Origin of the sequence: Pseudomonas sp. S11P7 (assembly GCF_023195435.1) — a bacterium.
Classification (GTDB): domain Bacteria; phylum Pseudomonadota; class Gammaproteobacteria; order Pseudomonadales; family Pseudomonadaceae; genus Aquipseudomonas; species Aquipseudomonas fluorescens_G.
Genome location: NZ_JALPKS020000002.1, coordinates 3,216,657 through 3,240,305, shown reverse-complemented (window position 1 = coordinate 3,240,305; position 23,649 = coordinate 3,216,657). Strand labels below are relative to the sequence as shown.

At 56.3% G+C, this 23,649-nt stretch carries 24 protein-coding genes, 1 tRNA gene and 4 pseudogenes; 19 read left to right on the top strand and 10 right to left on the bottom strand.

Translation table 11 applies throughout. The annotated features are described in order from the left end of the window. Nucleotides 1–287: 287 nt before the first annotated feature. The 9 genes from thrS (at nt 288) to M0746_RS14790 (ending at nt 7,740) form a co-directional block, all read left to right on the top strand. Nucleotides 288–2,210, top strand: coding sequence for a threonine--tRNA ligase (gene thrS, locus M0746_RS14830; protein ID WP_258449715.1), 1,923 nt, complete (start codon nt 288–290; stop codon nt 2,208–2,210). Beyond that, a complete protein-coding gene (gene infC, locus M0746_RS14825) occupies nt 2,210–2,761 on the top strand; it encodes a translation initiation factor IF-3 (RefSeq protein ID WP_169432615.1) in 552 nt (183 codons plus the stop codon). The genes thrS and infC overlap by 1 nt, the downstream gene beginning before the upstream one ends. 60 nt (nt 2,762–2,821) lie before the next feature. Beyond that, entirely contained in the window at nt 2,822–3,016 is a 195-nt protein-coding gene (gene rpmI / locus M0746_RS14820; protein WP_002553160.1) for a 50S ribosomal protein L35, read from the top strand. A 27-nt stretch (nt 3,017–3,043) separates the two neighbouring features. Next, the gene (rplT, locus tag M0746_RS14815; protein WP_002553161.1) at nt 3,044–3,400 is read left to right on the top strand and encodes a 50S ribosomal protein L20; all 357 of its coding nucleotides are present in this window, start codon (nt 3,044–3,046) and stop codon (nt 3,398–3,400) included. Nucleotides 3,401–3,509: 109 nt separating this feature from the next. Further along, entirely contained in the window at nt 3,510–4,526 is a 1,017-nt protein-coding gene (pheS, locus tag M0746_RS14810) for a phenylalanine--tRNA ligase subunit alpha (protein WP_090282682.1), read from the top strand. Between the two features lie 26 nt (nt 4,527–4,552). Continuing rightward, nucleotides 4,553–6,931 carry a phenylalanine--tRNA ligase subunit beta gene (gene pheT, locus M0746_RS14805; protein WP_258449714.1) on the top strand — a complete coding sequence of 793 codons (2,379 nt, stop codon included), beginning with the start codon at nt 4,553–4,555 and terminating at the stop codon, nt 6,929–6,931. Nucleotides 6,932–6,934: 3 nt separating this feature from the next. Further along, nucleotides 6,935–7,237 carry an integration host factor subunit alpha gene (ihfA, locus tag M0746_RS14800; protein ID WP_002553164.1) on the top strand — a complete coding sequence of 101 codons (303 nt, stop codon included), beginning with the start codon at nt 6,935–6,937 and terminating at the stop codon, nt 7,235–7,237. Beyond that, on the top strand, nt 7,218–7,574 hold the full coding sequence (locus M0746_RS14795; protein WP_003179985.1) for a MerR family transcriptional regulator: 357 nt from the start codon (nt 7,218–7,220) through the stop codon (nt 7,572–7,574). The genes ihfA and M0746_RS14795 overlap by 20 nt, the downstream gene beginning before the upstream one ends. An 89-nt stretch (nt 7,575–7,663) precedes the next feature. Next, nucleotides 7,664–7,740: transfer RNA gene (locus tag M0746_RS14790), tRNA-Pro, on the top strand. A 78-nt stretch (nt 7,741–7,818) separates the two neighbouring features. Here M0746_RS14790 and M0746_RS14785 read toward each other — a convergent pair. The 3 genes and pseudogenes from M0746_RS14785 to M0746_RS14775 all read right to left on the bottom strand — a co-directional run. Beyond that, nucleotides 7,819–8,157, bottom strand: a pseudogene (locus M0746_RS14785) (integrase); the annotation flags it as partial. 90 nt (nt 8,158–8,247) lie between these two features. After that, nucleotides 8,248–8,373 carry a hypothetical protein gene (locus tag M0746_RS14780; protein WP_258449713.1) on the bottom strand — a complete coding sequence of 42 codons (126 nt, stop codon included), beginning with the start codon at nt 8,371–8,373 and terminating at the stop codon, nt 8,248–8,250. Nucleotides 8,374–8,402: 29 nt separating this feature from the next. Beyond that, nucleotides 8,403–8,558: a hypothetical protein gene (locus tag M0746_RS14775; RefSeq protein ID WP_258449712.1), complete on the bottom strand. Its 156-nt coding sequence runs from the start codon at nt 8,556–8,558 to the stop codon at nt 8,403–8,405. A 288-nt stretch (nt 8,559–8,846) separates the two neighbouring features. Here M0746_RS14775 and M0746_RS14770 point away from each other — a divergent pair, with 288 nt between their 5' ends. The 4 genes and pseudogenes from M0746_RS14770 (at nt 8,847) to M0746_RS14755 (ending at nt 12,246) form a co-directional block, all read left to right on the top strand. After that, on the top strand, nt 8,847–9,968 hold the full coding sequence (locus M0746_RS14770) for an acyltransferase family protein (protein ID WP_258449711.1): 1,122 nt from the start codon (nt 8,847–8,849) through the stop codon (nt 9,966–9,968). A 61-nt stretch (nt 9,969–10,029) separates the two neighbouring features. Next, nucleotides 10,030–10,452: pseudogene (locus M0746_RS14765) on the top strand (cell wall hydrolase). Continuing rightward, nucleotides 10,452–10,951 (top strand): annotated as a pseudogene (locus M0746_RS14760) (lysis protein). The pseudogenes M0746_RS14765 and M0746_RS14760 overlap by 1 nt, the downstream one beginning before the upstream one ends. A gap of 587 nt (nt 10,952–11,538) precedes the next feature. Beyond that, nucleotides 11,539–12,246, top strand: coding sequence for an acyltransferase family protein (locus tag M0746_RS14755; RefSeq protein ID WP_258449710.1), 708 nt, complete (start codon nt 11,539–11,541; stop codon nt 12,244–12,246). Nucleotides 12,247–12,645: 399 nt separating this feature from the next. On the opposite strand, the pseudogene M0746_RS14750 reads toward M0746_RS14755, so the two are convergent. Then, a pseudogene (locus M0746_RS14750) lies at nt 12,646–13,329 on the bottom strand (SOS response-associated peptidase family protein). Nucleotides 13,330–13,383: 54 nt separating this feature from the next. Beyond that, nucleotides 13,384–13,878 (bottom strand): hypothetical protein, encoded by a 495-nt coding sequence (locus M0746_RS14745; RefSeq protein WP_258449709.1) that lies wholly within the window; start codon nt 13,876–13,878, stop codon nt 13,384–13,386. Between the two features lie 400 nt (nt 13,879–14,278). On the opposite strand from M0746_RS14745, the gene M0746_RS14740 reads away from it, so the two are divergent. Both M0746_RS14740 and M0746_RS14735 read left to right on the top strand, forming a co-directional pair. Continuing rightward, nucleotides 14,279–14,455, top strand: coding sequence for a hypothetical protein (locus tag M0746_RS14740; RefSeq protein ID WP_258449708.1), 177 nt, complete (start codon nt 14,279–14,281; stop codon nt 14,453–14,455). Nucleotides 14,456–15,371: 916 nt separating this feature from the next. Continuing rightward, nucleotides 15,372–15,659 (top strand): hypothetical protein, encoded by a 288-nt coding sequence (locus M0746_RS14735; RefSeq protein ID WP_258449707.1) that lies wholly within the window; start codon nt 15,372–15,374, stop codon nt 15,657–15,659. Nucleotides 15,660–15,772: 113 nt separating this feature from the next. Here the strand turns inward: M0746_RS14735 and M0746_RS14730 are convergent, their stop codons facing one another. Next, nucleotides 15,773–16,048: a hypothetical protein gene (locus M0746_RS14730; RefSeq protein WP_258449706.1), complete on the bottom strand. Its 276-nt coding sequence runs from the start codon at nt 16,046–16,048 to the stop codon at nt 15,773–15,775. Nucleotides 16,049–16,244: 196 nt separating this feature from the next. Between M0746_RS14730 and M0746_RS14725 the strand changes: the two genes are divergently transcribed. Continuing rightward, the gene (locus M0746_RS14725) at nt 16,245–16,574 is read left to right on the top strand and encodes a hypothetical protein (RefSeq protein ID WP_258449705.1); all 330 of its coding nucleotides are present in this window, start codon (nt 16,245–16,247) and stop codon (nt 16,572–16,574) included. Nucleotides 16,575–16,603: 29 nt separating this feature from the next. Here the strand turns inward: M0746_RS14725 and M0746_RS14720 are convergent, their stop codons facing one another. The 3 genes from M0746_RS14720 to M0746_RS14710 all read right to left on the bottom strand — a co-directional run bounded on the left by M0746_RS14720 (nt 16,604) and on the right by M0746_RS14710 (nt 19,918). Further along, nucleotides 16,604–17,548, bottom strand: coding sequence for an alpha/beta hydrolase (locus M0746_RS14720; protein ID WP_258449704.1), 945 nt, complete (start codon nt 17,546–17,548; stop codon nt 16,604–16,606). A 112-nt stretch (nt 17,549–17,660) separates the two neighbouring features. After that, complete coding sequence (locus tag M0746_RS14715) at nt 17,661–18,659, bottom strand: NAD(P)H-quinone oxidoreductase (protein WP_258449703.1); 999 nt, start codon at nt 18,657–18,659, stop codon at nt 17,661–17,663. 59 nt (nt 18,660–18,718) lie between these two features. Further along, the gene (locus M0746_RS14710; protein ID WP_258449702.1) at nt 18,719–19,918 is read right to left on the bottom strand and encodes an MFS transporter; all 1,200 of its coding nucleotides are present in this window, start codon (nt 19,916–19,918) and stop codon (nt 18,719–18,721) included. 109 nt (nt 19,919–20,027) lie between these two features. Here M0746_RS14710 and M0746_RS14705 point away from each other — a divergent pair, with 109 nt between their 5' ends. Both M0746_RS14705 and M0746_RS14700 read left to right on the top strand, forming a co-directional pair. Further along, nucleotides 20,028–20,903, top strand: a complete 876-nt coding sequence (locus M0746_RS14705) for a LysR family transcriptional regulator (RefSeq protein WP_258449701.1) — start codon at nt 20,028–20,030, stop codon at nt 20,901–20,903. Between the two features lie 250 nt (nt 20,904–21,153). Then, the gene (locus M0746_RS14700; protein WP_090282692.1) at nt 21,154–21,624 is read left to right on the top strand and encodes a hypothetical protein; all 471 of its coding nucleotides are present in this window, start codon (nt 21,154–21,156) and stop codon (nt 21,622–21,624) included. A gap of 50 nt (nt 21,625–21,674) precedes the next feature. Here M0746_RS14700 and M0746_RS14695 read toward each other — a convergent pair whose 3' ends face one another. After that, the gene (locus tag M0746_RS14695) at nt 21,675–22,397 is read right to left on the bottom strand and encodes a pirin family protein (RefSeq protein WP_208937983.1); all 723 of its coding nucleotides are present in this window, start codon (nt 22,395–22,397) and stop codon (nt 21,675–21,677) included. A gap of 214 nt (nt 22,398–22,611) precedes the next feature. Here M0746_RS14695 and M0746_RS14690 point away from each other — a divergent pair, with 214 nt between their 5' ends. Next, entirely contained in the window at nt 22,612–23,562 is a 951-nt protein-coding gene (locus tag M0746_RS14690) for a GlxA family transcriptional regulator (RefSeq protein WP_090282694.1), read from the top strand. The last annotated feature ends 87 nt before the right edge of the window (nt 23,563–23,649 follow it).

Genomic DNA, 23,649 nt, shown 5'->3' with positions numbered 1-23,649 from the left:
ACGGTTTGCCTTCTGCCAAATCAGCACGTAAGCGACCGCTCATCTGTGCTAGGATGCCGGTCTCATGCGTTTTCAGGCGCCGGATGACCTTCAGTCCCGGCCGCGGTCAGCGTGCGAATATCCTGATTTGAATCCCAGTCACTCTGGTTCGGTTTTCCGGTTGGCCGCAAGGCTCCTGCCGCTGTAAGGCAGGCGTTCGTCATTGAATGGCCTGGACCGGATCTTGTACTGGCTCATCCCAACCCACGTGACCTTTGGTAGGGGTCACCACTAGGAGAGGAGGCGCCATGCCAACTATTACTCTTCCCGACGGCAGTCAACGTTCATTCGATCACCCGGTTTCCGTAGCCGAGGTCGCGGCATCCATTGGTGCCGGTCTGGCCAAAGCCACCCTGGCCGGCAAGGTCAATGGGCAACTGGTCGACGCCAGCGACATCATCAGAAGCGACGCGACCTTGCAAATCATCACGCCAAAGGATGAAGAGGGGCTGGAGATCATTCGCCACTCTTGCGCCCACCTGGTTGGCCACGCGGTCAAGCAGCTGTACCCGACTGCCAAAATGGTCATCGGGCCGGTCATCGACGAAGGCTTCTATTACGACATCGCCTTCGAGCGTCCTTTTACTCCGGACGATATGGCTGCGATCGAACAGCGCATGCAGCAGCTGATCGAGAAAGATTACGACGTGATCAAGAAAGTCACTCCGCGCGCCGAAGTGATTGAAGTGTTCAAGGCCCGCGGCGAAGACTACAAGCTGCGTCTGGTCGAGGACATGCCGAACGAGCAGGCCATGGGCCTGTACTATCACGAAGAATACGTCGACATGTGCCGCGGTCCGCACGTGCCGAACACGCGTTTCCTGAAATCCTTCAAGCTGACCAAGCTGTCCGGCGCCTACTGGCGCGGCGACGCCAAGAACGAGCAATTGCAGCGCGTTTACGGCACGGCCTGGGCCGACAAGAAACAACTGGCGGCCTACATTCAGCGCATCGAAGAAGCTGAAAAGCGCGATCACCGCAAGATCGGCAAGCGTCTGGGCCTGTTCCACACCCAGGAAGAAGCGCCGGGCATGGTCTTCTGGCACCCGAACGGCTGGACTCTGTACCAGGTGCTTGAGCAGTACATGCGCAAGGTGCAACGCGACAACGGCTACCTCGAGATCAAAACGCCGCAAGTCGTTGACCGTAGCCTGTGGGAGAAATCCGGGCACTGGGCCAACTACGCCGACAACATGTTCACCACCGAGTCGGAAAGCCGCGACTACGCGATCAAGCCGATGAACTGCCCGTGCCACGTACAGGTGTTCAATCAGGGCCTGAAGAGCTACCGCGAGCTGCCGATGCGTCTGGCCGAGTTCGGTGCCTGCCACCGCAACGAGCCATCGGGCGCGCTGCACGGCATCATGCGTGTGCGTGCGTTCACTCAGGATGACGCCCACATTTTCTGCACCGAAGAGCAGATGCAGGCCGAATCCGCTGCGTTCATCAAGCTGACCATGGACGTTTATCGCGACTTCGGTTTCACCGATGTCGAGATGAAGCTGTCCACTCGTCCGGAAAAACGTGTCGGTTCCGACGAGCTGTGGGATCGAGCTGAAGCTGCATTGGCTGCAGCCCTTGATTCTGCGGGCCTGCCGTACGATCTGCAGCCGGGCGAGGGAGCGTTCTACGGTCCGAAGATCGAGTTCTCGTTAAAAGATTGCCTTGGTCGCGTCTGGCAATGTGGTACCTTGCAGCTCGATTTTAACCTGCCTGTCCGTTTGGGCGCTGAATACGTCTCCGAAGACAACAGCCGCAAACACCCGGTGATGCTGCACCGCGCGATCCTCGGTTCGTTCGAGCGTTTCGTCGGGATTCTGATCGAGCACTACGAAGGTGCGTTCCCTGCCTGGCTGGCGCCAACGCAGGCGGTGATCATGAATATCACTGATAAACAGGCAGATTTTGTTGCAGAGGTTGAAAAAACTCTCAACGAAAGCGGATTTCGTGCCAAGTCCGACTTGAGAAATGAAAAGATCGGCTTTAAAATCCGCGAGCATACTTTGCTCAAGGTTCCCTATCTTTTGGTTATCGGAGATAAGGAAGTCGAGATGCAGACTGTCGCTGTGCGTACTCGTGAAGGTGCTGACCTGGGCTCGATGCCCGTCGCCCGGTTCGCTGAGTTTCTCGCGCAAGCGGTTTCCCGGCGTGGTCGCCCAGATTCGGAGTAATTATTATTAAGCGTGAAATGAGACAAGATAAACGAGCTGCACCGAAAGCCCCGATCAACGAGAATATCTCGGCACGCGAGGTTCGGTTAATTGGCGCTGATGGCGAGCAGATTGGCATCGTCTCGATTGATGAAGCGCTTCGTATCGCTGAAGAAGCAAAGCTTGATCTGGTGGAAATCTCCGCAGACGCAGTCCCGCCGGTTTGCCGTGTGATGGACTACGGCAAGTCGATCTTCGAAAAGAAGAAGCAGATTGCCGCGGCGAAGAAGAACCAGAAGCAGATTCAGGTTAAAGAAATCAAGTTTCGTCCAGGGACGGAGGAAGGGGATTACCAGGTAAAACTGCGCAACCTGGTACGTTTCCTGAGTGACGGGGACAGGGCCAAGGTATCCTTGCGATTCCGCGGCCGTGAGATGGCCCACCAGGAGCTGGGGATGGAACTCCTCAAGCGGGTTGAACAAGACCTGCTCGAGTACGGTTCGGTCGAACAGCATCCTAAGATGGAAGGACGCCAGCTGATCATGGTCATCGCCCCGAAAAAGAAGAAGTAATCAACAGGGCACGGCAGGCCTTCTGATTATGTTTATCAACTGAATGCGGAGTATCCGAACATGCCAAAAATGAAAACCAAAAGTGGTGCTGCCAAGCGGTTTCTGAAAACTGCTAACGGCATCAAGCACAAGCACGCTTTCAAGAGCCACATCCTGACTAAAATGTCGACCAAGCGTAAGCGTCAACTGCGCGGTAGCAGCTTGCTGCATCCGTCTGACGTGGCAAAAGTCGAGCGCATGCTGCGCCTTCGTTAATTTAGTCAAGAATAGAGGAAGTAACTCATGGCTCGTGTAAAGCGTGGCGTCATTGCCCGTAAGCGTCACAAAAAAATTCTGAAACTTGCTAAAGGCTACTACGGCGCACGCTCCCGCGTATTCCGTGTTGCCAAGCAAGCGGTAATCAAGGCAGGCCAGTACGCCTACCGTGACCGTCGTCAGAAAAAACGTCAGTTCCGCGCTCTGTGGATCGCTCGTATCAATGCTGGTGCTCGTGTTAACGGTCTGTCCTACAGCCGTTTCATCGCTGGCCTGAAAAAAGCGTCCATCGAGATCGACCGTAAGGTTCTGGCTGATCTGGCAGTGAACGAAAAAGCGGCGTTTGCTGCGATTGTCGAGAAAGCTAAAGCCACCTTGGCTTAAGTACCCCCGACAGTCACCTGGCCTCACCTTTGTGGGGTCAGGTGTTAAACGTCATAAATAGGGGAAGAGCCTTCAAGCTCTTCCCCTATTTTGTATCTGGAGTCTGTACATGGAAAACCTGGATGCGCTGGTCGCTCAAGCACTAGAGGCTGTGCAAAGCGCTGAAGATATCAATGCCCTGGAGCAAATCCGGGTTCAATACCTTGGCAAAAAGGGCGAATTGACTCAGGTGATGAAGACCCTGGGGAATCTGCCGGCAGAAGAGCGTCCGCAAGTCGGTGCCCTGATCAACGTTGCCAAGGAGCGTGTCACAGGCGTTCTCAATGCGCGCATGGCTCTGTTTGAAGAAGCCGAACTGGCTGCCAAACTGTCCGCCGAATCCATCGACGTGACATTGCCGGGCCGTGGCCAGACCTCCGGTGGTCTGCATCCGGTGACCCGCACGCTGGAGCGTGTCGAGCAGTTCTTCACCCGCATTGGCTACGGCATCGCCGAAGGCCCCGAGGTCGAAGACGATTATCACAACTTCGAAGCGCTCAACATCCCAGGCCACCACCCGGCCAGGTCGATGCATGACACCTTCTATTTCAATGCCAACATGCTGTTGCGCACCCATACCTCGCCGGTACAGGTCCGCACCATGGAATCGAAGCAGCCGCCGATCCGCATCGTCTGTCCGGGCCGTGTGTATCGCAGCGACTCCGATATCACCCACTCGCCGATGTTCCACCAGGTCGAAGGCCTACTGGTTGATCGCGACATCAATTTTGCCGATCTCAAAGGCACCATCGAAGAGTTCCTGCGGGTGTTCTTCGAGAAAGAGCTGGCCGTACGTTTCCGTCCTTCGTACTTCCCGTTCACCGAGCCATCCGCTGAAGTCGACATGGAATGCGTGATGTGCAGCGGTAAAGGCTGCCGCGTCTGCAAGCAGACCGGCTGGCTGGAAGTGATGGGCTGCGGCATGGTTCACCCGAACGTGCTGCGCATGTCCGGCATCGATCCGGAAGAGTTCTCCGGCTTTGCTTTCGGCATGGGCGTCGAACGTCTGGCCATGCTCCGTTACGGCGTGAACGACTTGCGTCTGTTCTTCGACAACGACTTGCGGTTCCTCGCGCAATTTCGCTAGTCGTAACGAATTCTTAGGAGAGCAGGATGAAATTCAGTGAACAATGGCTGCGTGGCTGGGTTAGCCCGCAGGTAGATCGCGACGAGCTGGTTGCCCGTCTGTCGATGGCCGGTCTGGAGGTCGACAGCGTGACTCCGGCCGCCGGTGTATTCAGCGGTGTGGTGGTGGGTGAGGTGCTGAGCACCGAGCAGCACCCTGATGCCGACAAATTGCGCGTGTGCCAGGTCAGCAATGGCGCGGAAACCTTTCAGGTCGTGTGCGGTGCGCCGAACGTGCGTCCGGGCCTGAAGATTCCGTTCGCCATGATCGGCGCCGAGCTGCCGGGCGACTTCAAAATCAAGAAAGCCAAGCTGCGCGGCGTCGAGTCCAACGGCATGCTGTGCTCGCAAGCCGAGCTGCAGATTGGCGAAGGCAACGACGGTCTGATGGAGCTGCCAGCCGATGCGCCGGTGGGCGAAGATTTCCGGGTTTATCTGGATCTGGAAGACGCGAGCATCGAGGTCGACCTGACCCCGAACCGTGGCGACTGCCTGTCGCTGGCCGGTCTGGCCCGTGAAGTCGGTGCGCTGTACGCAGCGCCAGTAACGCGTCCGGTCGTGGCCGCCGTTGCCGCCGCGCATGACGAAGTACGCTCGGTCGAAGTACTGGCGCCCGCCGCATGCCCGCGTTATCTGGGTCGTGTGATTCGTAACGTCGACCTTTCGAAGCCGACGCCGCTGTGGATGATTGAGCGCCTGCGTCGCGCCGACGTACGCAGCATCGACGCTGCCGTCGACATCACCAACTACGTGATGCTCGAACTGGGTCAGCCGTTGCACGCGTTCGATCTCGCCGAAATCAATGGTGGTATCCGTGTGCGCATGGCCGAAGAGGGCGAGAAGCTGGTACTGCTCGACGGTCAGGAAGTCAGCCTGCGTAGCGATACGCTGGTAATCGCTGACCACACCCGTGCATTGGCAATTGCCGGTGTGATGGGCGGTGAGCACAGCGGTGTGTCCTCGACTACGCGCGACGTTTTCCTGGAAAGTGCGTTCTTCGACCAGATCGCTGTCGCGGGCAAAGCTCGTTCGTATGGTTTGCACACTGATGCCTCGCACCGCTACGAGCGTGGCGTTGACTGGCAACTGGCCCGTGAAGCCATGGAGCGCGCCACTGGCCTGCTGCTGGAGATCACCGGTGGCGAAGCCGGCCCGATCATCGAGACCGTCAGCGAGCAGCACTTGCCGTCGATCGCGCCGATCACTCTGCGTTCCCAGCGCATCACGCAAATGCTGGGCATGGAAATGGATTCGGCTCAGGTCGAAAGCCTGCTTAGCGGGCTGGGTCTGAATATTACTGCCGATGGGGCAGGGCAGTGGCGCGTTGAAGTGCCAAGCCATCGCTTCGACATCAGCCTGGAAGTCGATCTGATCGAAGAGCTGGCGCGTCTTTACGGCTACAACCGTCTGCCGGTTCGTTACCCGCAAGCGCGTCTGGCACCGCAAGCCAAGGCAGAAGCGCGTAGCGATCTGCCGGAGCTGCGTCGTCTGCTGGTCGCTCGTGGCTATCAGGAAGCGATCACTTACAGCTTCATCGATCCGCGTCAGTTCGAACTGTTCAATCCGGGCGTTGAGCCGCTGTTGCTGGCCAACCCGATTTCCAATGACATGGCCGCCATGCGTTCGTCGCTGTGGCCGGGCCTGGTCAAAGCGCTGCAGCACAACCTCAATCGTCAACAGGATCGCGTGCGGCTGTTCGAAAGCGGTCTGCGTTTCGTCGGCCAGCTCGACGGCCTGAAGCAAGAACCGATGTTGTCGGGTGTGGTTTGCGGCAGCCGCCTGCCGGAAGGCTGGGCACAAGGTCGCGATACGGTGGACTTCTTCGACGTCAAGGCTGATGTGGAAGCGGTACTGGGCTTCGCCGGCGCGCTGGATTCGTTCACCTTTGCACCGGGCAAACACCCGGCGCTGCACCCGGGCCAAACCGCGCGCATCGAACGTGAAGGCCGTGAGGTCGGTTTCATCGGCGCCATTCACCCTGAATTGTCGAAAGCGCTGGGCCTGGATCGTCCGGTCTTCGTTTTCGAGCTGGTTCTGGCTGAAGTGGCACTGGGTAAAATGCCGAAATTCCACGAGTTGTCGCGCTTTCCTGAAGTGCGCCGTGACCTTGCTCTGATCGCGCATAAAGACGTCGCAGCCTCGGCTGTACTGGACGTAATCCGTGAAAATGCAGGCGAATGGCTCACAGATCTCAGGCTGTTTGACGTGTATCAGGGTAAAGGCATTGATCCTGATAGAAAAAGCCTCGCCGTTGGCTTGACCTGGCAGCATCCATCGCGCACTCTTAATGACGATGAGGTGAATTCGACGACGCAAAATATCCTCACCTCGCTCGAACAAAGGTTGAACGCCACGTTAAGGAAGTGACGTATGGGGGCTTTGACGAAAGCTGAGATGGCGGAACGTCTGTATGAAGAGCTGGGCCTGAACAAGCGGGAAGCCAAGGAATTGGTAGAACTGTTTTTCGAGGAAATCAGGCACGCTCTTGAAGACAACGAGCAGGTCAAATTGTCCGGTTTCGGCAATTTCGACCTTCGGGACAAACGCCAGCGGCCTGGCCGCAACCCGAAAACGGGGGAAGAAATCCCGATCACGGCTCGCCGTGTGGTCACCTTTCGTCCAGGGCAGAAGTTGAAGGCCCGAGTTGAGGCTTATGCTGGAACCAAGTCATAACGACGAGCTACCCGTTATCCCGGGCAAACGCTACTTCACCATTGGTGAAGTCAGCGAGCTGTGTGCCGTAAAGCCACACGTGCTGCGCTACTGGGAGCAGGAGTTTCCTCAACTCAACCCCGTCAAACGCCGCGGAAACCGCCGGTATTATCAGCGCCAGGACGTGCTGATGATCCGGCAGATCCGCGCGCTCCTTTACGATCAGGGTTTCACCATCGGCGGCGCACGCCTGCGCCTGTCCGGCGATGAAGCCAAAGACGACACCACCCAGTACAAGCAGATGATCCGGCAGATGATTGCCGAGCTGGAAGACGTGCTGGTAGTACTCAAGAAATAAAAAGCAGCGTTTGAATACTTCCAGTTTTCAAATGCTTGCGCTATATTCTTGAGCGTTCTTCGAGGTGAAGAACGAGATGCAACATCAGTCGGGGCGTAGCGCAGTCCGGTAGCGCACTAGCATGGGGTGCTAGGGGTCGAGTGTTCGAATCACTCCGTCCCGACCATTATTCCTGATTAAAATCAGACACTTAAGCCGATCAGATGGATCGGCTTTTTTGTGCCTGCGCAAAACTTGCGCAAAACTACCCGGTGATTTCGCTGATATTCAAATCAGGAATTGCCTCTGACCAAGCGATCTCTGCATGGTCTTTCTGGTAGTTCTTCGTCATGGTCTCGCTGGCGTGGCCGGCGATCTTCTGACCGTCCTTTCCGGCTTTCTGGTACAGGTGCAGCGACCGCGCGCGCACTTCATGGAAGCCAGGCATTTCCTCTTCGTTCCATCCCTTGTAACAACCCGCCGCTTCCCGGGCCTCCTTGAAGGCTCGCGTCAAATATCGCTCTTCGACCTGAGTCCAGTGGTCCTTCGTCTGCGCCTGCTTCTGCTTTTTGCGATCGGGCCGGCGGTGGATGAGGTACGGTGAGGGCGCAGAGCAGCATCAGGAAGGTGTATATCGCGAGAACTCGAAACGATCCGCGCCGAATCAGAAGGCGGCATGCCTGCTGAAGGCTGGTCATCGGAATAGGTAGTAAGTGTTGGAGCGTGGCGCCTGGCACGTACCCTGACCATCGTGAACGACGCCGTAGGCACCTGCTCCGGCAACCAGAATCACGGCGAGAATCCAGTAGACGAGGTTCATGGCCGAGCCCTCACAGCGATGTGCCCGCCTTACATGGTTTCCTGCTCAATTTCGATACTACGAGCGGCTCGCCGCGCTGCATCGCCGGAAACACCAGCACGTTCCGCCTCCTCAGCAATTTTCAGCCACTGTGCAATTGCCGGGTGTGGCCCTGCCTTTCCGGGCAGATCAATTTCGATTTGCATCGTCCTATCCTCGGTTGTTTTCCCAACCCCAAACCTAAAACCCGCGCTTGAGCAGGTTTTGCCTGGAGAAAAGTGATGACTGGAACCCGTGAAAATGCGGTACCTCAGCGCGATCGTTTTAGGGCATAACCACTGATATGTGAGTTGAGGTCAGCAAAATACTCTAGAAGCCTCAATATCCATCCAATGTTGTCGACCATAGCGTTTCATCAGTGAAGCCTGCAGAGCTCTGGTTTTGCAGCAAATGGCGTGTAAAATGCGCCATTTACTCTCATAAGAAACAGATTCGTGATTATAAAAGGGCAGATTGATTCATTAACATCATTAAGATTTTTTGCAGCCGCAATGATTGTTGCAGGGCACGGAGGGTCCGGTAGTTACTTTTCGTACAGTATAAATTTTTTAGACGTAAGGAATGCAGTATCTTTTTTCTTTGTTTTGTCAGGCTTTATACTAAGTCACGCCTATGGAAAGTTGGACTGGCATAGTGGATTGCGTTCGTTTTTTGCTGCGAGAATATCAAGGCTTTATCCGTTGCATGTTTTTACAGCATTTTTTTCGATTTTGTTTTTATCGCCCATTGGTTCGGTATATGATGCAGCCAGAGCTACTGTAAATTTGCTCATGCTTCAATCCATGATTCCTTTGTTGCCATGGCACTACTCTTTAAACGCAGTGTCCTGGAGTATTTCAACAGAGTTTTTCTTTTACGCACTATTTCCATTTATAATACCGTTCGCTAAGGCGCGACCTCAGTTGCTGGCGATAGGCTCAGTTGTTCTGATCGTTCTTATGGTAATGATTTCCAGTCTTCTCAATCTATCAACCAATGAACCATCAGGTGGCGTGACAGCTTGGGGTGTCCTGTATATTTCCCCGGCTACAAGGTTGGCAGAATTTATGGCAGGAATGATTGCATATCAGGCCGCTATTAAAATTCACGCAGGATCAGAATTATGGTCAAGAACAAAAGCTACTTGTCTCGAGGTTGGGGCGTTGCTTTTAGCGGTTGGAGCGATGTCCAGTTTAACGTGGCTTTCTAAGCATACGCTTGCATATGTTGTGCCACAGGCAAGTGTTTGGGTTCTTGTTGCAGGGTCTTTCATCCCATTCTGTTTTCTTATTGCTGTTCTGAGCGGTCAGCGCGGAGCTCTGTCTGGATTTCTCACTTGGGGGCCGCTGGTTTATCTTGGGAAGATTAGTTTCTCTTTGTACATGGTTCACCAACTTGTCATTCGGTACATGTACAAATGGAATGGAGGGGGCTTTGATTCTAACTGGCTCCTTTTTTATATTTCTTATTGGTTAATTTCAATTGTATGTGCCGCTGCTGTATATCATTTTATAGAAAATCCACTTCAGGCCCCGCTGAGACGGATTATTTCAGGGGCTAGGCCGAGGCATGCCTAACTAATATTCGCAACATCATCCAAACCACCTGCGGGTGGTTTTTTATTGCCTGGAGAAAAATATGACTGCAACCGAGAAGGATCGCGACATCCTCGCCCGCACGATTTGGGGCGAGGCCCGCGGCGAAGGAACCGCCGGCCAGATCGCCGTGGCCTGGACGATCCGCAACCGCGTGTTTGATGGGAAGGAAAAGTCGTGGTGGGGCGAAGGCTACGCCGGCGTGTGCCAGTAGCCGTACCAGTTCAGCTGGTGGAACAAGACTGACCCAAACTATCAGTTCCTGATCGGCGTGAAGGAAATTCCGTTCCGCGAGCTGGCACAATGCCGGATCGCTGCTGACCGGGTGATCGACGGAAAGGTGCCTGATCCCACCGGCGGAGCCACGCACTATTACGCCACCAGCATTAAGGCGCCCGCTTGGGCGACGAAGGCTAAGCAGACACTCAAGCTGGGCGGTCACGTCTTCTTCAAGGATGTGCCGTGATGGTCGTTCCGTGGAGAGCGGTGGGCGCGCTGGCGCTGGTTCTCGCTGGCGCCGGCAGTGCTTGGCAGTTTCAGGATGGCGCTACGGAAAGCAACTGGCGGAGCAGGCTCGGTTGTATGCCGAAACCCTCGATCAAATGACCCAAGCCGCCGCCACCGCGCAGCAGGCCGAGCAGGACAAGCGCCTGGCGCTCGAGCAGCGGCTGGCGGCCAAGGAGCAAACACACTTCAGGAAAATGAGCGATGCCCAACGTGACCAAGATCGCCTCCGCGATCCCCTTGCCACTGCTGATCTGCGGTTGGCAGTCCTCCTCGACGCAACCGACGCTACAAAAGGCCGTGGGGTGCCTGCCGCCGCCGGCGCCGTGGATTATGCAGCCGTACGAGCCCGACTTGACCCAGCGCATGCTCAACGAATTATCGCCATCACCGACACGGGCGACCCGGGGTTGATCGCGCTGCAAGCGTGCCAGGCTTATGTGAAGGAACTGCAACGCTAACGGCGCAGAGCCATCCTCGCGAGGCGCGCGCCAGTGAGCCATGATTCCGATCCAAACAGGAAGAATGCCGAAACTGGAATTTGAATGTAGAATCAGCCCTCAAAGGGAGGCCAGTCGATATCTAAATCACTAAGCCTTGAGAAAACAATATGCAGGGTTTTTAGATGGGGCTGTTAAGACTTTTTCTAGCGCTTTCAGTTATCGCTGGACACGCTCAAACCACTATATTCGGCGCCAATGGCATTGGAGCTTGATACGCGGTTAATTTCTTTTTATAATTTCCGGCTTTTATATGGCAATGGTGCTGAACGGGAAGTACAAAGAGGTTAGCAGCTATCAGTTTTATAAGAGTAGGATTTTAAGAATTTTCCCAGCCTATTATATTGGCTTGGGTTTGGCGTTAGTGGCTTCATATGCAGCTGTATTTGATTTGTTTGATCGGCTCACTATCACGTCCAAGATAATTTATGTTTTTCAGAATTTGTTTATCGTTGGTCAGGATCTCTCGTATTTATTCTGTGTGGAAACGAAATCGGGCGGTTGCGCGGATTAGGTTGGGCTTACTATAAATCCTCCGGCATGGTCGCTTGCAGTTGAATTGGGCTTTTATCTCGTCTCCTTTTATTCTAAAAAGCCAAACAAAAACCTTTTTATTCGTTTTGGCCGGCGCGGTGTATCTTGGCGCGCTCAATTTTATTGAGTTCCCTATAAGCCAGGTTGGGTTGCTTAAGCCTGCAGAGAGTTGGGCTTATACTTATTATTTCTACCCGTCTTCATTTGCATTTTTTGGTGGTGGCGCGCTTGCGTATCACTTGTCCCAAAATAGTTGTGAGCCAAACTATTTTGCGGCTATATGCGCGCTTATAGTTCTTTCTTTGTCACAAACAATAATGCCTTTTTGGCATCTCTTATTTTTCTCTATGGCTGTACCGGTTCTATTTAAGTGCACGGCTAACAACAAGATTGACAGAGTGGTGGGAGAGCTATCATATCCTGTGCATATCCTGCACTTTCCTATTCTAATACTGTTGAAAAGGTATTTGTCGGCAGAAGCAGAGGTTCTAGAGTTCTTCAGTCTTGGTACGCTTGCTGCAATTTGTTCCATCGTTCTTGGTGCGGCCGTATATTATTTTGTTGAGCGGAGATTCTCTAACTTTCGTCATTTTAAGGGGTTTCTTAGCTCGGAAAGTATGTCAAAACAATTTTACGCATCGCAGCGCATCGAAGGGCCTTGCGGTTCTTTATATGGTTGCTCCTGTTATCGTTACGGCGCATATAATTGTCGCTCAGCATGACACGCGCAGTACCCCATCGATCACAGCGTACAACCTTACTGACTCCAACTGGAATGGCGGGATTAACAAGAGCACTCCAGCTTTTTTTATAAAGAGAACGGATGCCAATCTGAAGGCGTATAAAGTTGGAGCAAAGGTTAAACTCAGCGCCTCTGGCGTGCGAGAAATCATCAGAGTTGATAAGTCTCCAGCTTACATAAATGTTTTCTTGAATGGAGACCTCCCGGATGGTGAGGTGGATTGCTATCCCAACAAGATTTATATCGAATAGTTAACCGGCACGTATCGCTACGCTGATGAGGTTTGGCCTCTTCACATGCCAAAAGGCTGAAAGAGTCAGCGGGGAACCGTTTGCCTCCTCAGGCCGAAAAGCTCCTCAGCAAGCGTATGTGCGAGAAGTCACGCGCTGACTGGGCGGATCAGTTCGGGGCCTTGATTGCGAACGTTGCCTACGGCGCGATCTACCTGGAACCATTCGAATTCCTCTGATGGCTCGCCCTGGTGCAGCGCCATCTGTTCGGCTCGTTCTTTTGGCGTGGCCGGGTCGAGCCATTCGCGGGCAAGCTCTGGCGAGAGGACTACAGGCCGTCGGTCGTGAACATCAACCATGCCGCCGGCGCTGTCGGCGGTAATGATCACAAAGCCGTCGTGCTCTCCGGAGCCGTGTTCTTCATTTGGATATTGGCCGATCGCAGCGCAGAGGATTGGGGATTGGTCGCGGTGCCGGATCAGGTAGGGCTGCTTCTTCGGTCCGCCTTCGTCGACCCACTCTAACCAGTTGTTGATCGCGATGATTGCCCGGTGCGGCCAGATTGCGCGGAAGAACGGGCCATGGGCGACTTTCTCCACGCGGGCGTTGATTGGCGCTGCTCGGTCTTTCGCCCGGTGCGGGCGCCACCCCCAGCGAACCATGTCGGCGTGCAGGAACTGGCCTTCTTGGTGGAAGAGAACCAGTTGAGTGGTTGGCGCGGCGTTTTAACGCTCGAAGGGCTGCTCGCCGGTCGAGTTGATGAGCGCGTTCGGCATGCTCAGCGCCGCCACGAAGTCGTGAATTCCGCTGTACTGTGAAAGTCGTCCGCACATTGCCATGTCCTCGGCTGGATCTGATTCAGCGTAGACCCGCCAGCGCTGGCCTCGTCACAAACCTTTTTCGGCGCAGCATTCGCAATGACCTGCCATCTCCTCCCGGTCTCGAGCTTCTCTTAGCAGGCGCTGGTTTTCATTGAACAGATGGCTTCTGTTGTGCTCGACATTGGCTGATCTGCGCCTCTCGCTCAGCAAATAGCCCTCGGCGTACTGAAGCTTTGTCCTGAGAGAGTTTCTCTCCTCCGTGAGCGCGTCATTGCCTCGAACCAAGCCTTGGATGTTTTCCAATGCTCGCTCCTCCTTGAGGGTCAGCGCTTCAAATTCGTTTTCATACATCCGAAGCTGATGCCGGTACGGTTCGAGCGGGGTCGGGTTGCCGAGCCAATCGTCGGTGTCTTCTATATAGAGGGGGTCCACGGGGATGCCTTGCTGAATACTGTTTTGATGTACAGTGATCGAGGCGATGCGAACGAGCGAGAGTGAGACGACGAGCTGTAGGATTCTGGATTGGTGTTTGTCGGCAGGACGCCGGAGGAGGGTGCGCAAAACCTCCTATGGAGGCCGCGTGTTTTCGTTTGCATAAGCACAAAAATTCGGATGTTTTGCTAGCCGTAAAACAGGGTATTATCCATACAAATCAGTTACTTGCGTTGCTACAGTCCCCAGCTGGGGTGCTAGGGGTGCTAGGGGTCGAGTGTTCGAATCACTCCGTCCCGACCATATTTTTCAATGACTTAGCCCAACTCTAACCAGTTGGGCTTTTTCATGGGCGGTAGATTTGCAGGGGCTTCTCGATTTGGATTCTCTCCGGCGACGCTTGCTACTGGACGCAGTAGGCTCGGGCTTCGCGATGAATCGCAATTTTGCACGTGGCTGTTGAAATTCAAACCCTCCATGACTTGTAGGCACTCCAGTGGATTAACAAAGACCTGAATGGAATCGAGTAATGGATAAGGCGTTCAAGCAGCCAATGTTTATCGTGGGACTGCCGCTGGCGATTTGCGGCTTCGTTTTCGGCCTTACAGGTCTTCTCGCCAGCGGAACCTTTGCCTATGTCGCGCCGGGCCTGTTGATACCGGGTCTGGTTTTTATGCTGACAGGTTGGCTGCAGCGTAATAAATGATCGGGCCTCGTCGTCATACCGTCTTTTTAATTCCCGCTCGTCGAGCGAATCGCACTCCTTGGCGTCGGATCGTCTCTCACTGTTATGCGCAGACGTTGCGCCACTGACGGGAGAAAATGATGATTGACGACAATAACGGCCCTGAAGCTCCGTATCCGGGACCCAGCGAACAAACGCCGGACTCTGGCGCCGGCCATGATTCTGGCCTGGAACAGGCTGTTTCTGAGCCAAAGCAGGGGGCCGAGGAGCGACCAGAGGACTGGAATCCGCCACCCGGGAATCCTGGTTCCGATCAGGATGCCCAGACAGGCCGGGATAACGGCGGCGCGAAACAGGCGCCATGAACTTCTATCCTTCACAACACCCGGCCAACGCGCCGGGTTTTTTGTTGCCGTCGAAGTGTGGATTAATTCTGAAAAAGTCGAGGACATCGCCAGCGTGGGGCAAAAAGAGCTGAACCCGGGGCGCCCGCGCTGGATAGTTCGATCCAGCTGCGGGCAGTCAGCACATTCACTCTACGGTACAGATCCAGCGATGGTTGTAGCGGTAAGGCGCGCGGGTGAAATGGATGTCTGAAACCCTGTTCATGCCTCGCTCTTGAAGCGCTTCAGTCAGTTTTGCGAGTGTCTCTGCCTGGATAGTCATTACTGTCACCTCGTCAGATTTACTGCATTCATAATTCTTGACCGAGGGATCAGCTGGCTAATTCATTTTTTCTAATTTAGTAATTGAGGCTGCGCAAATATCCTTGCGTCACCCGAAAAATAGTTGCAAACCTCATCGGGAGCGACGCTAGCTTTCAGCCATTAGCACATCCGACCTAATTGCCCCTGTCCCGGCTCGACTTTAAAGTCCTGTCGCCTGACAGCTTGCTGTCAAAATTTTCCTGCATAAAAATCAAAAAGGTCGATCTGCAATGAACTCATCAAGGACTGTCCCGGTTCTCGTTTTATTCGCAACATTCGCGCTCGCGGTCTCTGGATGCCAGACCGTCAAACCGGGAGAAAGTGATCTGAAGGATCGAGCGCAGACCACCATTGGCAAACCCGTTATCAAGGTTACAAACATCCGCAACGACTTCAATACGACGTACTACACCGCTCAAACCGATGGCGGCGAATACAAATGCGAACTTCCGAGTGGCCCGATGGTTGCGCTGGGTGCCATGGGAATGGGGCTTGGCGCTCAGTGCACCAAGCAATGACGAACCGGTTTGTTCGAGACTGAAATGCAAAGGCCAATGTCAACGACATTGGCCTTCGTCATTTCTGGGTGCCCGAGCTACAGACCGGATGGTCTTCGATTGTTAATGGGATATCACTGAGCAGGCTTTTTCTCCATATCTTTGGAGTCGCTGGATGTGGCGGCATCCTTTTCCGTCTCATGAGGCTGTGACCCCGCGTTGGCACCCGATGACTCTTCGCCTTTCTTGTCTGCCTTCTCATCATGGTCGCGGGAGCTTTCTGCATGATTGACACCCGGCAGGGCGGTGGCGGGGGTGGCAGCACCTGCGGTTGTTTCGGCGGACGATGCATGAAGCGGGACGATCAGAAACAGACTGGCGAGCGATAGGGCGGCGATGTTTCTGTTCATGGCGTGAGCCTTCTGCGGGGCGGGATGTACTGTTTTGGATAGGCCGGCCCGCCAAAGGTGCGAGGGACTGGACGAGTGGCAGAGCTCAGGATGCATTCGTTTCAAAGGTGAGTATTCGCAAGAAGGCAAATTGCTGGCCCCCGGACTTGGTCTGTCCCGGCAAAATCGCCTTTTTTCAGAAGGTTAGATCGGCTATATGCGGACGATTGTCATGACCGTTGCGACGCTTTCCCTGGCTTTGATCGTCTCGGGCGTGCAAGCAAAAGAGCTAAGCAAGAACCATCGCTTTGCCTGCACCTGGGGCTCGGACATTGCTGCCGGCGCGCAGCGGTCAAAACTCTCTGGAGTCTCGTTGTATGGCGCGCGAAAACAGTTGCAGGTTCGGCGGTTCCAGCAGCCCTGGATGCGCATGACCGCGATGGGCATTACCGAGCAAACCTATAACAGCAGTTCGAAGCTAAAACCCGCGGCGGTCAAACAGACCTATTACGAACAGTGCGTACGCCACGAGCTGGCACGGCGCTAATGCCGGTGTGTGTAGGTTGACCGGACAGCTCAGGAGTCGCCAGAGCCCTTGGCCACTGCCGGCCCGGCAATCCGCGGCGATGGTTTGGTCTGCATCAACGCATCCAGTGCCTTGCGATAGTCCCGGCCGCCGAGGGCCATGCTGTTGTTGTGTGTCGCTCCGGGCACCAGTAGCAGGCGTTTGGGCTGCTCAGCGGCATTGAACAATTGCTCGCTGAAGCGCGGCGGTACGAAGGCATCAGCCTGGCCATGTACTACCAGCAATGGCATGTGGATGTCGGCGATCTTGTCGATGGAGTCGAATTTCTGTGACAAGAGCCAGCGCACGGGTAGCGAGGTATTGGCGACGGCGGCAGCCACGTCGGCCAGCGAGGTGAAGGTCGACTCAATGACCAGACCGCGCACGGGTAAGGGGGAGTGGCTGCGAGCAGCGCGCTGTCCGAGTTCAGCGGCCAGATCAATCGCTACCGCGCCGCCGAGAGAGTGACCGTAAATCAGGCGCTTGTTCGGGTCCGGTTGCAGCAGTTGGAAGCGCTCCCACGCAACGCGAGCGTCTTCATAAACACTGCTTTCCGACGGTAGATCACCTTTGCTCTGGCCAAAGCCACGGTAATCGATGGCCAACACCGAATAGCCCGCCGCGCGCAGTTGTTCAATGCGGAACAACTGCCCGGTGAGATTCCAGCGCACCCCGTGCAGATACAAAATCGCCGGCGCATCGGCTTTCTCCGCCGGCCACCACCAGGCATGGATGTTTTGTCCGGCCTTGAAGCTTTTCGGTTGCAGGTCGAGTTCCTGCACGCTGCCGGGCAAGCCGCGATACCAGCCAGCGTTGCCCGGTTCGATGCGAAACAGCAGGGTGCGCTCGGTGTGTTCAAGCACGGCACAACTGGTCGGCACGCCGATGATCAACGCGGCCATGCAGGCGAACGCCAAGCGGCGACGGCGCAGACGCGTCATGAAGGACCGGAGCATTAAACGTTTCACCCAATCGCAGACAAAGAACGCGTTTTACCAGATGCTCAGGTCTGCGCGTGATTTTTTCGACCGCTGTCCGGCGGCATTGATTACAAAATGCTGCGATGGCTCAACTCACCTGCAGCGCGATCTTGCCGATATGGTCACCTGCCTCCATATGAGCGTGGGCCTTCGCCGCGTCGGAGAGCGGGTAGACCTTATCGATCATCGGCAGACAGCGTCCGGCAGCCAGCGCTGGCCAGACATGCTCACGCAGTTGATCGGCAATGGCGGCTTTTTCGGCAGCAGTGCGGGCGCGCAAGAGAGAGCCAGTGATCACCGCGCGTTTGGCCATCATTGCCAGCAGATCAAAGTCATTGGCCCGCGCGCCGCCGAGGAAACCGAGCATCACCAGTCGGCCGTCCATCGCCAGCGCACTGACATTACTGTTGAGGTACGAACCGCCCATGATGTCGAGAATGACGTTGACCCCGTGGTTGTCGGTCTTCTCGGCGATGACTGCCGCGAAATCCTCATCGCGATAGTTGATCGCTTCGCCACCCAGATCGCGAATCGCTGCGCATTTGTCCGGGCTGCCGGCGGTGGCGAATGCTTCAATACCGAACTCGCGGCACAGCATCAGCGCGGTAGTGCCGATACCGCTGGTGCCACCGTGAATCAGCACGCGCTGCCCACGACTCGCGCCGCCAAGGCCGAACAGGTTGGCCCAGACGGTGAAGAAGGTTTCCGGAATGGCCGCAGCATGCACCCAGTCGAGGCCGGCGGGGATCGGCAGCGTCTGGCCGGCTGGAACTGCACAGTATTCGGCATAGCCGCCACCATTGGTCAGCGCGCAGACGCGGTCACCGATGGCGAACTGCTTGACACCTTGGCCAAGCGCGACGACTTCGCCGGCGACTTCCAGGCCTGGAATCGGGTTCATGCCGGGTTTCATCGGGTATTTGCCGGCACGCTGCAACGCGTCCGGGCGATTGATACCGGCGGCATGCACGCGAATCAGCACTTCGCCGGCGGCAGCGACCGGCAGCGGCACGCGCTTGGCCTGCAAGACTTCCGGCCCACCAGGTTCGGTGATTTCGATACGGTTCATTTCATTGGGCAGGGACATGTCGACTCCTGTTGGATACGTTCTGTAATGGGAGCTTGCCGGGTGGGCAATGATTCCCCTCAATTTGCGCAACGGCGTGGTTCAATCGGGGCGGGCAGCCATCTCATGGCTTGTTCCAGCAGTAGCGCCACAACGATCGCGCCTGCGGCGACCACGAACAACAATGTGTGATGACCGCCACTGGCGTTGAACAATGCCGAATAGGCAAACCCGGCCAAGGCTTGAAACGTGGCGAACGACACGGTGGCGCGGCTCCAGGCAATCTGCTGACGATGATGCTCCGGCACCAGCTCATGCACCCGCGCCAGGGCCAGCGGCACGATCCCCGGCGGAAAGGAACCGAGAATCACCGCCAGCAACGCCAGTACCAGAAACGAGTGAGATACTGCGAGCAAACCGAGAGCAATTGCTTGCACCACCAGCACCATACGAATGCCAGCGCGCGCGCCCAGGTGATCGGCAAGAAAACCATAACTCACCGGCCCGACAATCGCGCCCAGACCGTACATCACCCAGATCAGCGCACCGGTGTGCGCGCCGGCGCCAAGACCACGCGCCACGTAATCCACCAGGAACACCATCGCCGGCACCAGACCTGCGGCCATGAACGCGTACTGGGCGAACAACAGATACACCGCGCGCGGTGTCGACTCTACTCCCGTCGCTTCATGTGTCACTGGCGGATGGGCAAAGTCGTCTGGCCAGCCGAACCAGCTCAGTGCGGTCAGCACCAGTGCCAAAGCGCCAAGGCCCAGCCATGTTGCCTGCAAGCCCAAGCTCAACAGCGGCGGCACCAACGTCCCGGAGCCAGCGATGCCGAGGCCGATGCCGAGGAAGATCGCGCCACTGGCCAATCCTTTGCGTGCTGCCGGCACATGCGGCAGAACGGTTGCAGCCACCAGCACCATGATTGCGCCACCGGCAATGCCCGACAGCAGCCGCCAGCCGAAGAACCAGCTCACCGACAACGGGAATGCGCAGGCGAAAAACGCTGCCGTGACCACCAGCATCATCAGCCGCAAGGCATTTTTGTTACCGAGCTGGCGCGCCGTCGGCCGACCGATCAGGGCGCCGATAAGGTAGCCGACCAGATTGGCCGCGCCGAGGTAGACCACATCATTGGCGCTGAACCAGCGGGCTTCAATCAGCGAAGGAATCAACGGGGTGTAGGCGAAGCGCGCCAGGCCAATGCTGACAAGGCTGGCACAGAGTCCGGCGAAGATCGGCATCCAGATGCCGGAGGAGGTTGAAGTACGCATGACAGCGATCTCAAGAAAGGTTTATGCCATTGAGCATATCCGCTATCGTCGCTGCATCAGTGCAGCGATTAAGCGGCGCGCTGATGCATTTTTGCATTGTGGGGGAAACATGAATTGGGATGACGCACGAGTGTTTCTGGCGGTTTGCCGTGAGTCGACGCTGCGCGGCGCGGCGCGAGTACTGGGTGTGGATCAGGCGACTGTCGGGCGGCGTATCACGGCGCTGGAAAAGACCCTCAGTGCAACGCTGTTCCTGCGTACTTCCGACGGTTACGCATTGACTGCGGTCGGCGAAGCGGCGCTCAAGAGTGTGGAGAAAATGGAGCAGTCGGCGCTGGATCTGCAGCGACAGATCGAGGGCCTGGATGATCGCCTGACCGGCACCGTGCGAGTCAGCACCACCGATTCGCTGGCCATCGATTTCCTGGTTCCGGCCATGGCGCGCTTGCATGCCCAACATCCGGATGTGCGCGTGCAACTGGATGCGTCCACACAGATTCTCAGCCTGGCCAAGCGCGAAGCCGATATCGCCGTGCGCAATACCCGGCCGGACAACCCCGACCTGATCGCCCGACGCATCGCCCGCTGGCCGGTGGGCCTGTTCGCTTCGCAAGCCTACATCGATGCCAATGGCTCACCGCAGCCAGACACGGCGTTCGAAGGTCATGATCTGGTGGTCTATCAACCGTATCTGCAAAGCAAGAAAGACCTGACGCTGGTCTCCGAACCGTTGAGTCGCGGGCGAATTGTCGCCAGCCTCAGCTCCAGTTTGCTGGTGCGCCGCTCGATTGCGGCGGGTCTGGGTGTAGGAGAAATCCCGGTATACATGGGCGAACGCGATGGCCTGATCAGGTTGTGGCCACAACGCACGCGACCGCTGCCGTACGACGTGTGGCTGGTGACTCATGCGGATTTGCGCCACACGGCGCGGGTGAGGGCGGTAATCGAGCAGATAGTCGAAGCGTTTGCGCCGGAAAATCAATGACCTCAAGGCTGCTTTGAGGAGGCTACGTGGGCTGACGAAAACGCCTACAAACCAGGCCGAATCGGCCGGCTTGTGAGCATCGGCTAACAGCTCTATCGTTTCCACAGTCCGGTGAGAGTCACAGGGCTCGCACTGAAACGATCGACCACGGAAGGTCTCGGTAAGCGCCAAAGGTGACGAATTGAAAGCCAGGGAATTGAGGCAATATTCAGACAGTGATCCATTCAACGACAGCCGGAACACGCACACCATGAGCAGCATAAGCCGCGAAGAATTCGATGCCAGGATCGAGACCATAGAAGCAAGGATGGATGCGCGGATGGAAGGCGTATCGATGCGTATTGATGCGTTTCTGGCGGCTCAGGCCGAGCGGGACAAGGCAGACTCCCGGATTCGGTCAGAGATGGACAGGGCGCAGTCGGAGCGAGACAGAGCCCAGTCAGAACGAGATAAACGCTTCGAATTAATGTCTTCAGCAATCCAGAACATTGCACAGGAATCGAAAGAAGCCATCAGGCAAGCGAGCACGACGAAAGCCAATGTCTGGGCAGCGGCCGCCGTGCAGTTGGTGGGGCTGGTCGCCATCGTCGTCGGTGCCTGTTATGCCAATCAGGCCAACACCTACGCAGCGGTCCAGACGACGTTGGCGGCGATTCAGGCGGGCAAGGAGTTCACCGTGCCCATACCGCCGATGCTGCCGTGGAGCAAATCACCCGAATAAAAAACGGCCTTCATCGGAAGGCCGTTCTCATAAGGTGCAGAAGCCCTGCGTCATGGCATCTGCGGCAATTCCTGCGGACGCAAGTCAAACACCAGCACCTCGGCATCGACACCGTTGCTCAAGGTCAGCAATTGTTCTTCGCGAACCCGCACACCATCGCCTTCCTGCAATGGCTGGCCATTGAGTTCAACACTGCCGCGTGCAACATGCACATAAGCGTAGCGGTCGGCCGGCAGTTTCAGCGTGGCGCTTTCTTCGCCGTCGAACAGTCCGGCGTACACTCGGGCGTCCTGGCGCACTTTCAGCGAGCCGTCCTTGCCGTCTGGCGAGATGATCAATTGCAGGCGACCGCGTTTTTTCTGCGCGGTGAAATGCTCCTGCTGATAGCGCGGTTTGGCGCCGCTGACTTCCGGCACGATCCAGATCTGCAGGAAATGCACAGGCTTGGTGGCCGAATGGTTGAACTCGCTGTGCGCCACGCCGCTGCCGGCGCTCATCAGTTGCACGTCGCCCGGGCGGATGACCGAGCCGGTGCCCAGCGTGTCCTTGTGTTCCAGCGCACCTTCCAGCACGTAGGAAAAAATCTCCATGTCGCGGTGCGGGTGCTGGCCGAAACCTTTGCCAGCGGCAACGCGGTCGTCATTGATCACCAGCAGGTCGGAGAAACCCTGTTCACGAGGGTTGCGGTAGCTGGCGAAGGAAAAGGTGTGAAACGACTTCAACCAGCCATGATTGGCGAGGCCACGATCGGAGGCTTTGCGAAGGGTCAGCATGATTAAAATCTCCTGGCGGGACGTGAATTCGTCCGAGTGAGGAGAAGGTTACTGTTAACCGTGAAATCCAATAAGTAGATGAAAATTGAAAGACTGTCCTGATCAGGTTGACAGTTGTGCGAGGCCGCTCACACATTTTTTCGCGCCTGAAAAGCCTCGCTTGGTCATAATGTCCAGCCTGTCTCAAGTTCTCTGATTGAAGTGACGTGCTCCCATGAAAACCGTGGCAATGGTGCTGTTTCCCGACTTTCTCCTGCTCGACATGGCCGGGCCGCTGGAGGTATTTGCGGTTGCCAACCGCTACCTCAAACCCGATGCGCACTATCAATTGGTCACTCTGGGGACTGAGCCCGGCGCGTTGCGGGCATCCAACGGCGTGATGGTGCAGGCCGACCGGACAATCGACGAAGACACCGAGCGCTATGACCTGTTGCTCGTGCCCGGCGGCCCCGGCGCCTACAACCAGCAGTTTCCTGCCTTGTTCGCCTGGCTCAAGGGCGCCGTGCAGCGGGCCGAGTATTACGGTTCGATTTGCACTGGCGCTTTTGTGTTGGGGCATGCCGGTCTGCTTGACGGCTATCAAGTCACCACTCACTGGAATTACACCGAGCGACTGATCCGGGCGTTTCCCAAGGCCGATGTCGCCACCGATCAGATCTATATCGAAGATCGCAACCTGATCACATCGGGCGGTGTCACCGCAGGTATCGATATGGCGCTGGCCGTGGTGGCCCGCGATCACGGCAAGAAGCTCGCCCAGGATGTGGCCAAAGTTCTACTGGTGGTGATGAAGCGGCAGGGCGGGCAGGCGCAGTTCAGCCCATTGATGGCGGCCGTGGCGCCGCAGGAAACGCCGATCACTCGTGCGCAGAGCTACGTACTGGAGCATCTCGACGAAGCGTTTACGGTCGAACGCATGGCCGCCATCGCCAATATGAGCGCGCGCCACTTCGCCCGGGTGTTCGCCCGGGAAATCAACATGACGCCGATGGAGTTTCTGCAAAGCGCCCGCGTCGACTGTGCACGAAATCTTTTGGAAACCAGTGAGTTACCGCTCAAGACCGTGGCCTACAAAAGCGGTTTCGGCAGCGTTCGGCACATGCGGTCACTGTTCGCTGAAAAGCTCGGCCTGACCCCGGCGCAATACCGCGAACAGTTCAGCTAGAGCGTTTCTGTCCGTCTGGCGCCTCGGTATGTCCGTGTTGCGCCCCGTGTCGCCATTGTCGCGTCATCGAACGCTGCCAAGATGGTT

Excerpts from the sequence above, each read along its gene's own strand:
- M0746_RS14725 (WP_258449705.1), top strand. The coding sequence starts at position 16,245 with ATGCGGACGATTGTCATGACCGTTGCGACGCTTTCCCTGGCTTTGATC.
- M0746_RS14715 (WP_258449703.1), bottom strand. The coding sequence starts at position 18,659 with ATGTCCCTGCCCAATGAAATGAACCGTATCGAAATCACCGAACCTGGT.
- M0746_RS14700 (WP_090282692.1), top strand. The coding sequence starts at position 21,154 with ATGAGCAGCATAAGCCGCGAAGAATTCGATGCCAGGATCGAGACCATA.
- M0746_RS14695 (WP_208937983.1), bottom strand. The coding sequence starts at position 22,397 with ATGCTGACCCTTCGCAAAGCCTCCGATCGTGGCCTCGCCAATCATGGC.
- M0746_RS14705 (WP_258449701.1), top strand. The coding sequence starts at position 20,028 with ATGAATTGGGATGACGCACGAGTGTTTCTGGCGGTTTGCCGTGAGTCG.
- rplT (WP_002553161.1), top strand. The coding sequence starts at position 3,044 with ATGGCTCGTGTAAAGCGTGGCGTCATTGCCCGTAAGCGTCACAAAAAA.
- M0746_RS14740 (WP_258449708.1), top strand. The coding sequence starts at position 14,279 with ATGGATAAGGCGTTCAAGCAGCCAATGTTTATCGTGGGACTGCCGCTG.
- M0746_RS14775 (WP_258449712.1), bottom strand. The coding sequence starts at position 8,558 with ATGCAAATCGAAATTGATCTGCCCGGAAAGGCAGGGCCACACCCGGCA.
- rpmI (WP_002553160.1), top strand. The coding sequence starts at position 2,822 with ATGCCAAAAATGAAAACCAAAAGTGGTGCTGCCAAGCGGTTTCTGAAA.
- ihfA (WP_002553164.1), top strand. The coding sequence starts at position 6,935 with ATGGGGGCTTTGACGAAAGCTGAGATGGCGGAACGTCTGTATGAAGAG.
- thrS (WP_258449715.1), top strand. The coding sequence starts at position 288 with ATGCCAACTATTACTCTTCCCGACGGCAGTCAACGTTCATTCGATCAC.
- pheS (WP_090282682.1), top strand. The coding sequence starts at position 3,510 with ATGGAAAACCTGGATGCGCTGGTCGCTCAAGCACTAGAGGCTGTGCAA.
- pheT (WP_258449714.1), top strand. The coding sequence starts at position 4,553 with ATGAAATTCAGTGAACAATGGCTGCGTGGCTGGGTTAGCCCGCAGGTA.
- M0746_RS14720 (WP_258449704.1), bottom strand. The coding sequence starts at position 17,548 with ATGCTCCGGTCCTTCATGACGCGTCTGCGCCGTCGCCGCTTGGCGTTC.
- M0746_RS14735 (WP_258449707.1), top strand. The coding sequence starts at position 15,372 with ATGAACTCATCAAGGACTGTCCCGGTTCTCGTTTTATTCGCAACATTC.
- M0746_RS14690 (WP_090282694.1), top strand. The coding sequence starts at position 22,612 with ATGAAAACCGTGGCAATGGTGCTGTTTCCCGACTTTCTCCTGCTCGAC.
- M0746_RS14780 (WP_258449713.1), bottom strand. The coding sequence starts at position 8,373 with ATGAACCTCGTCTACTGGATTCTCGCCGTGATTCTGGTTGCCGGAGCA.
- M0746_RS14795 (WP_003179985.1), top strand. The coding sequence starts at position 7,218 with ATGCTGGAACCAAGTCATAACGACGAGCTACCCGTTATCCCGGGCAAA.
- M0746_RS14710 (WP_258449702.1), bottom strand. The coding sequence starts at position 19,918 with ATGCGTACTTCAACCTCCTCCGGCATCTGGATGCCGATCTTCGCCGGA.
- M0746_RS14730 (WP_258449706.1), bottom strand. The coding sequence starts at position 16,048 with ATGAACAGAAACATCGCCGCCCTATCGCTCGCCAGTCTGTTTCTGATC.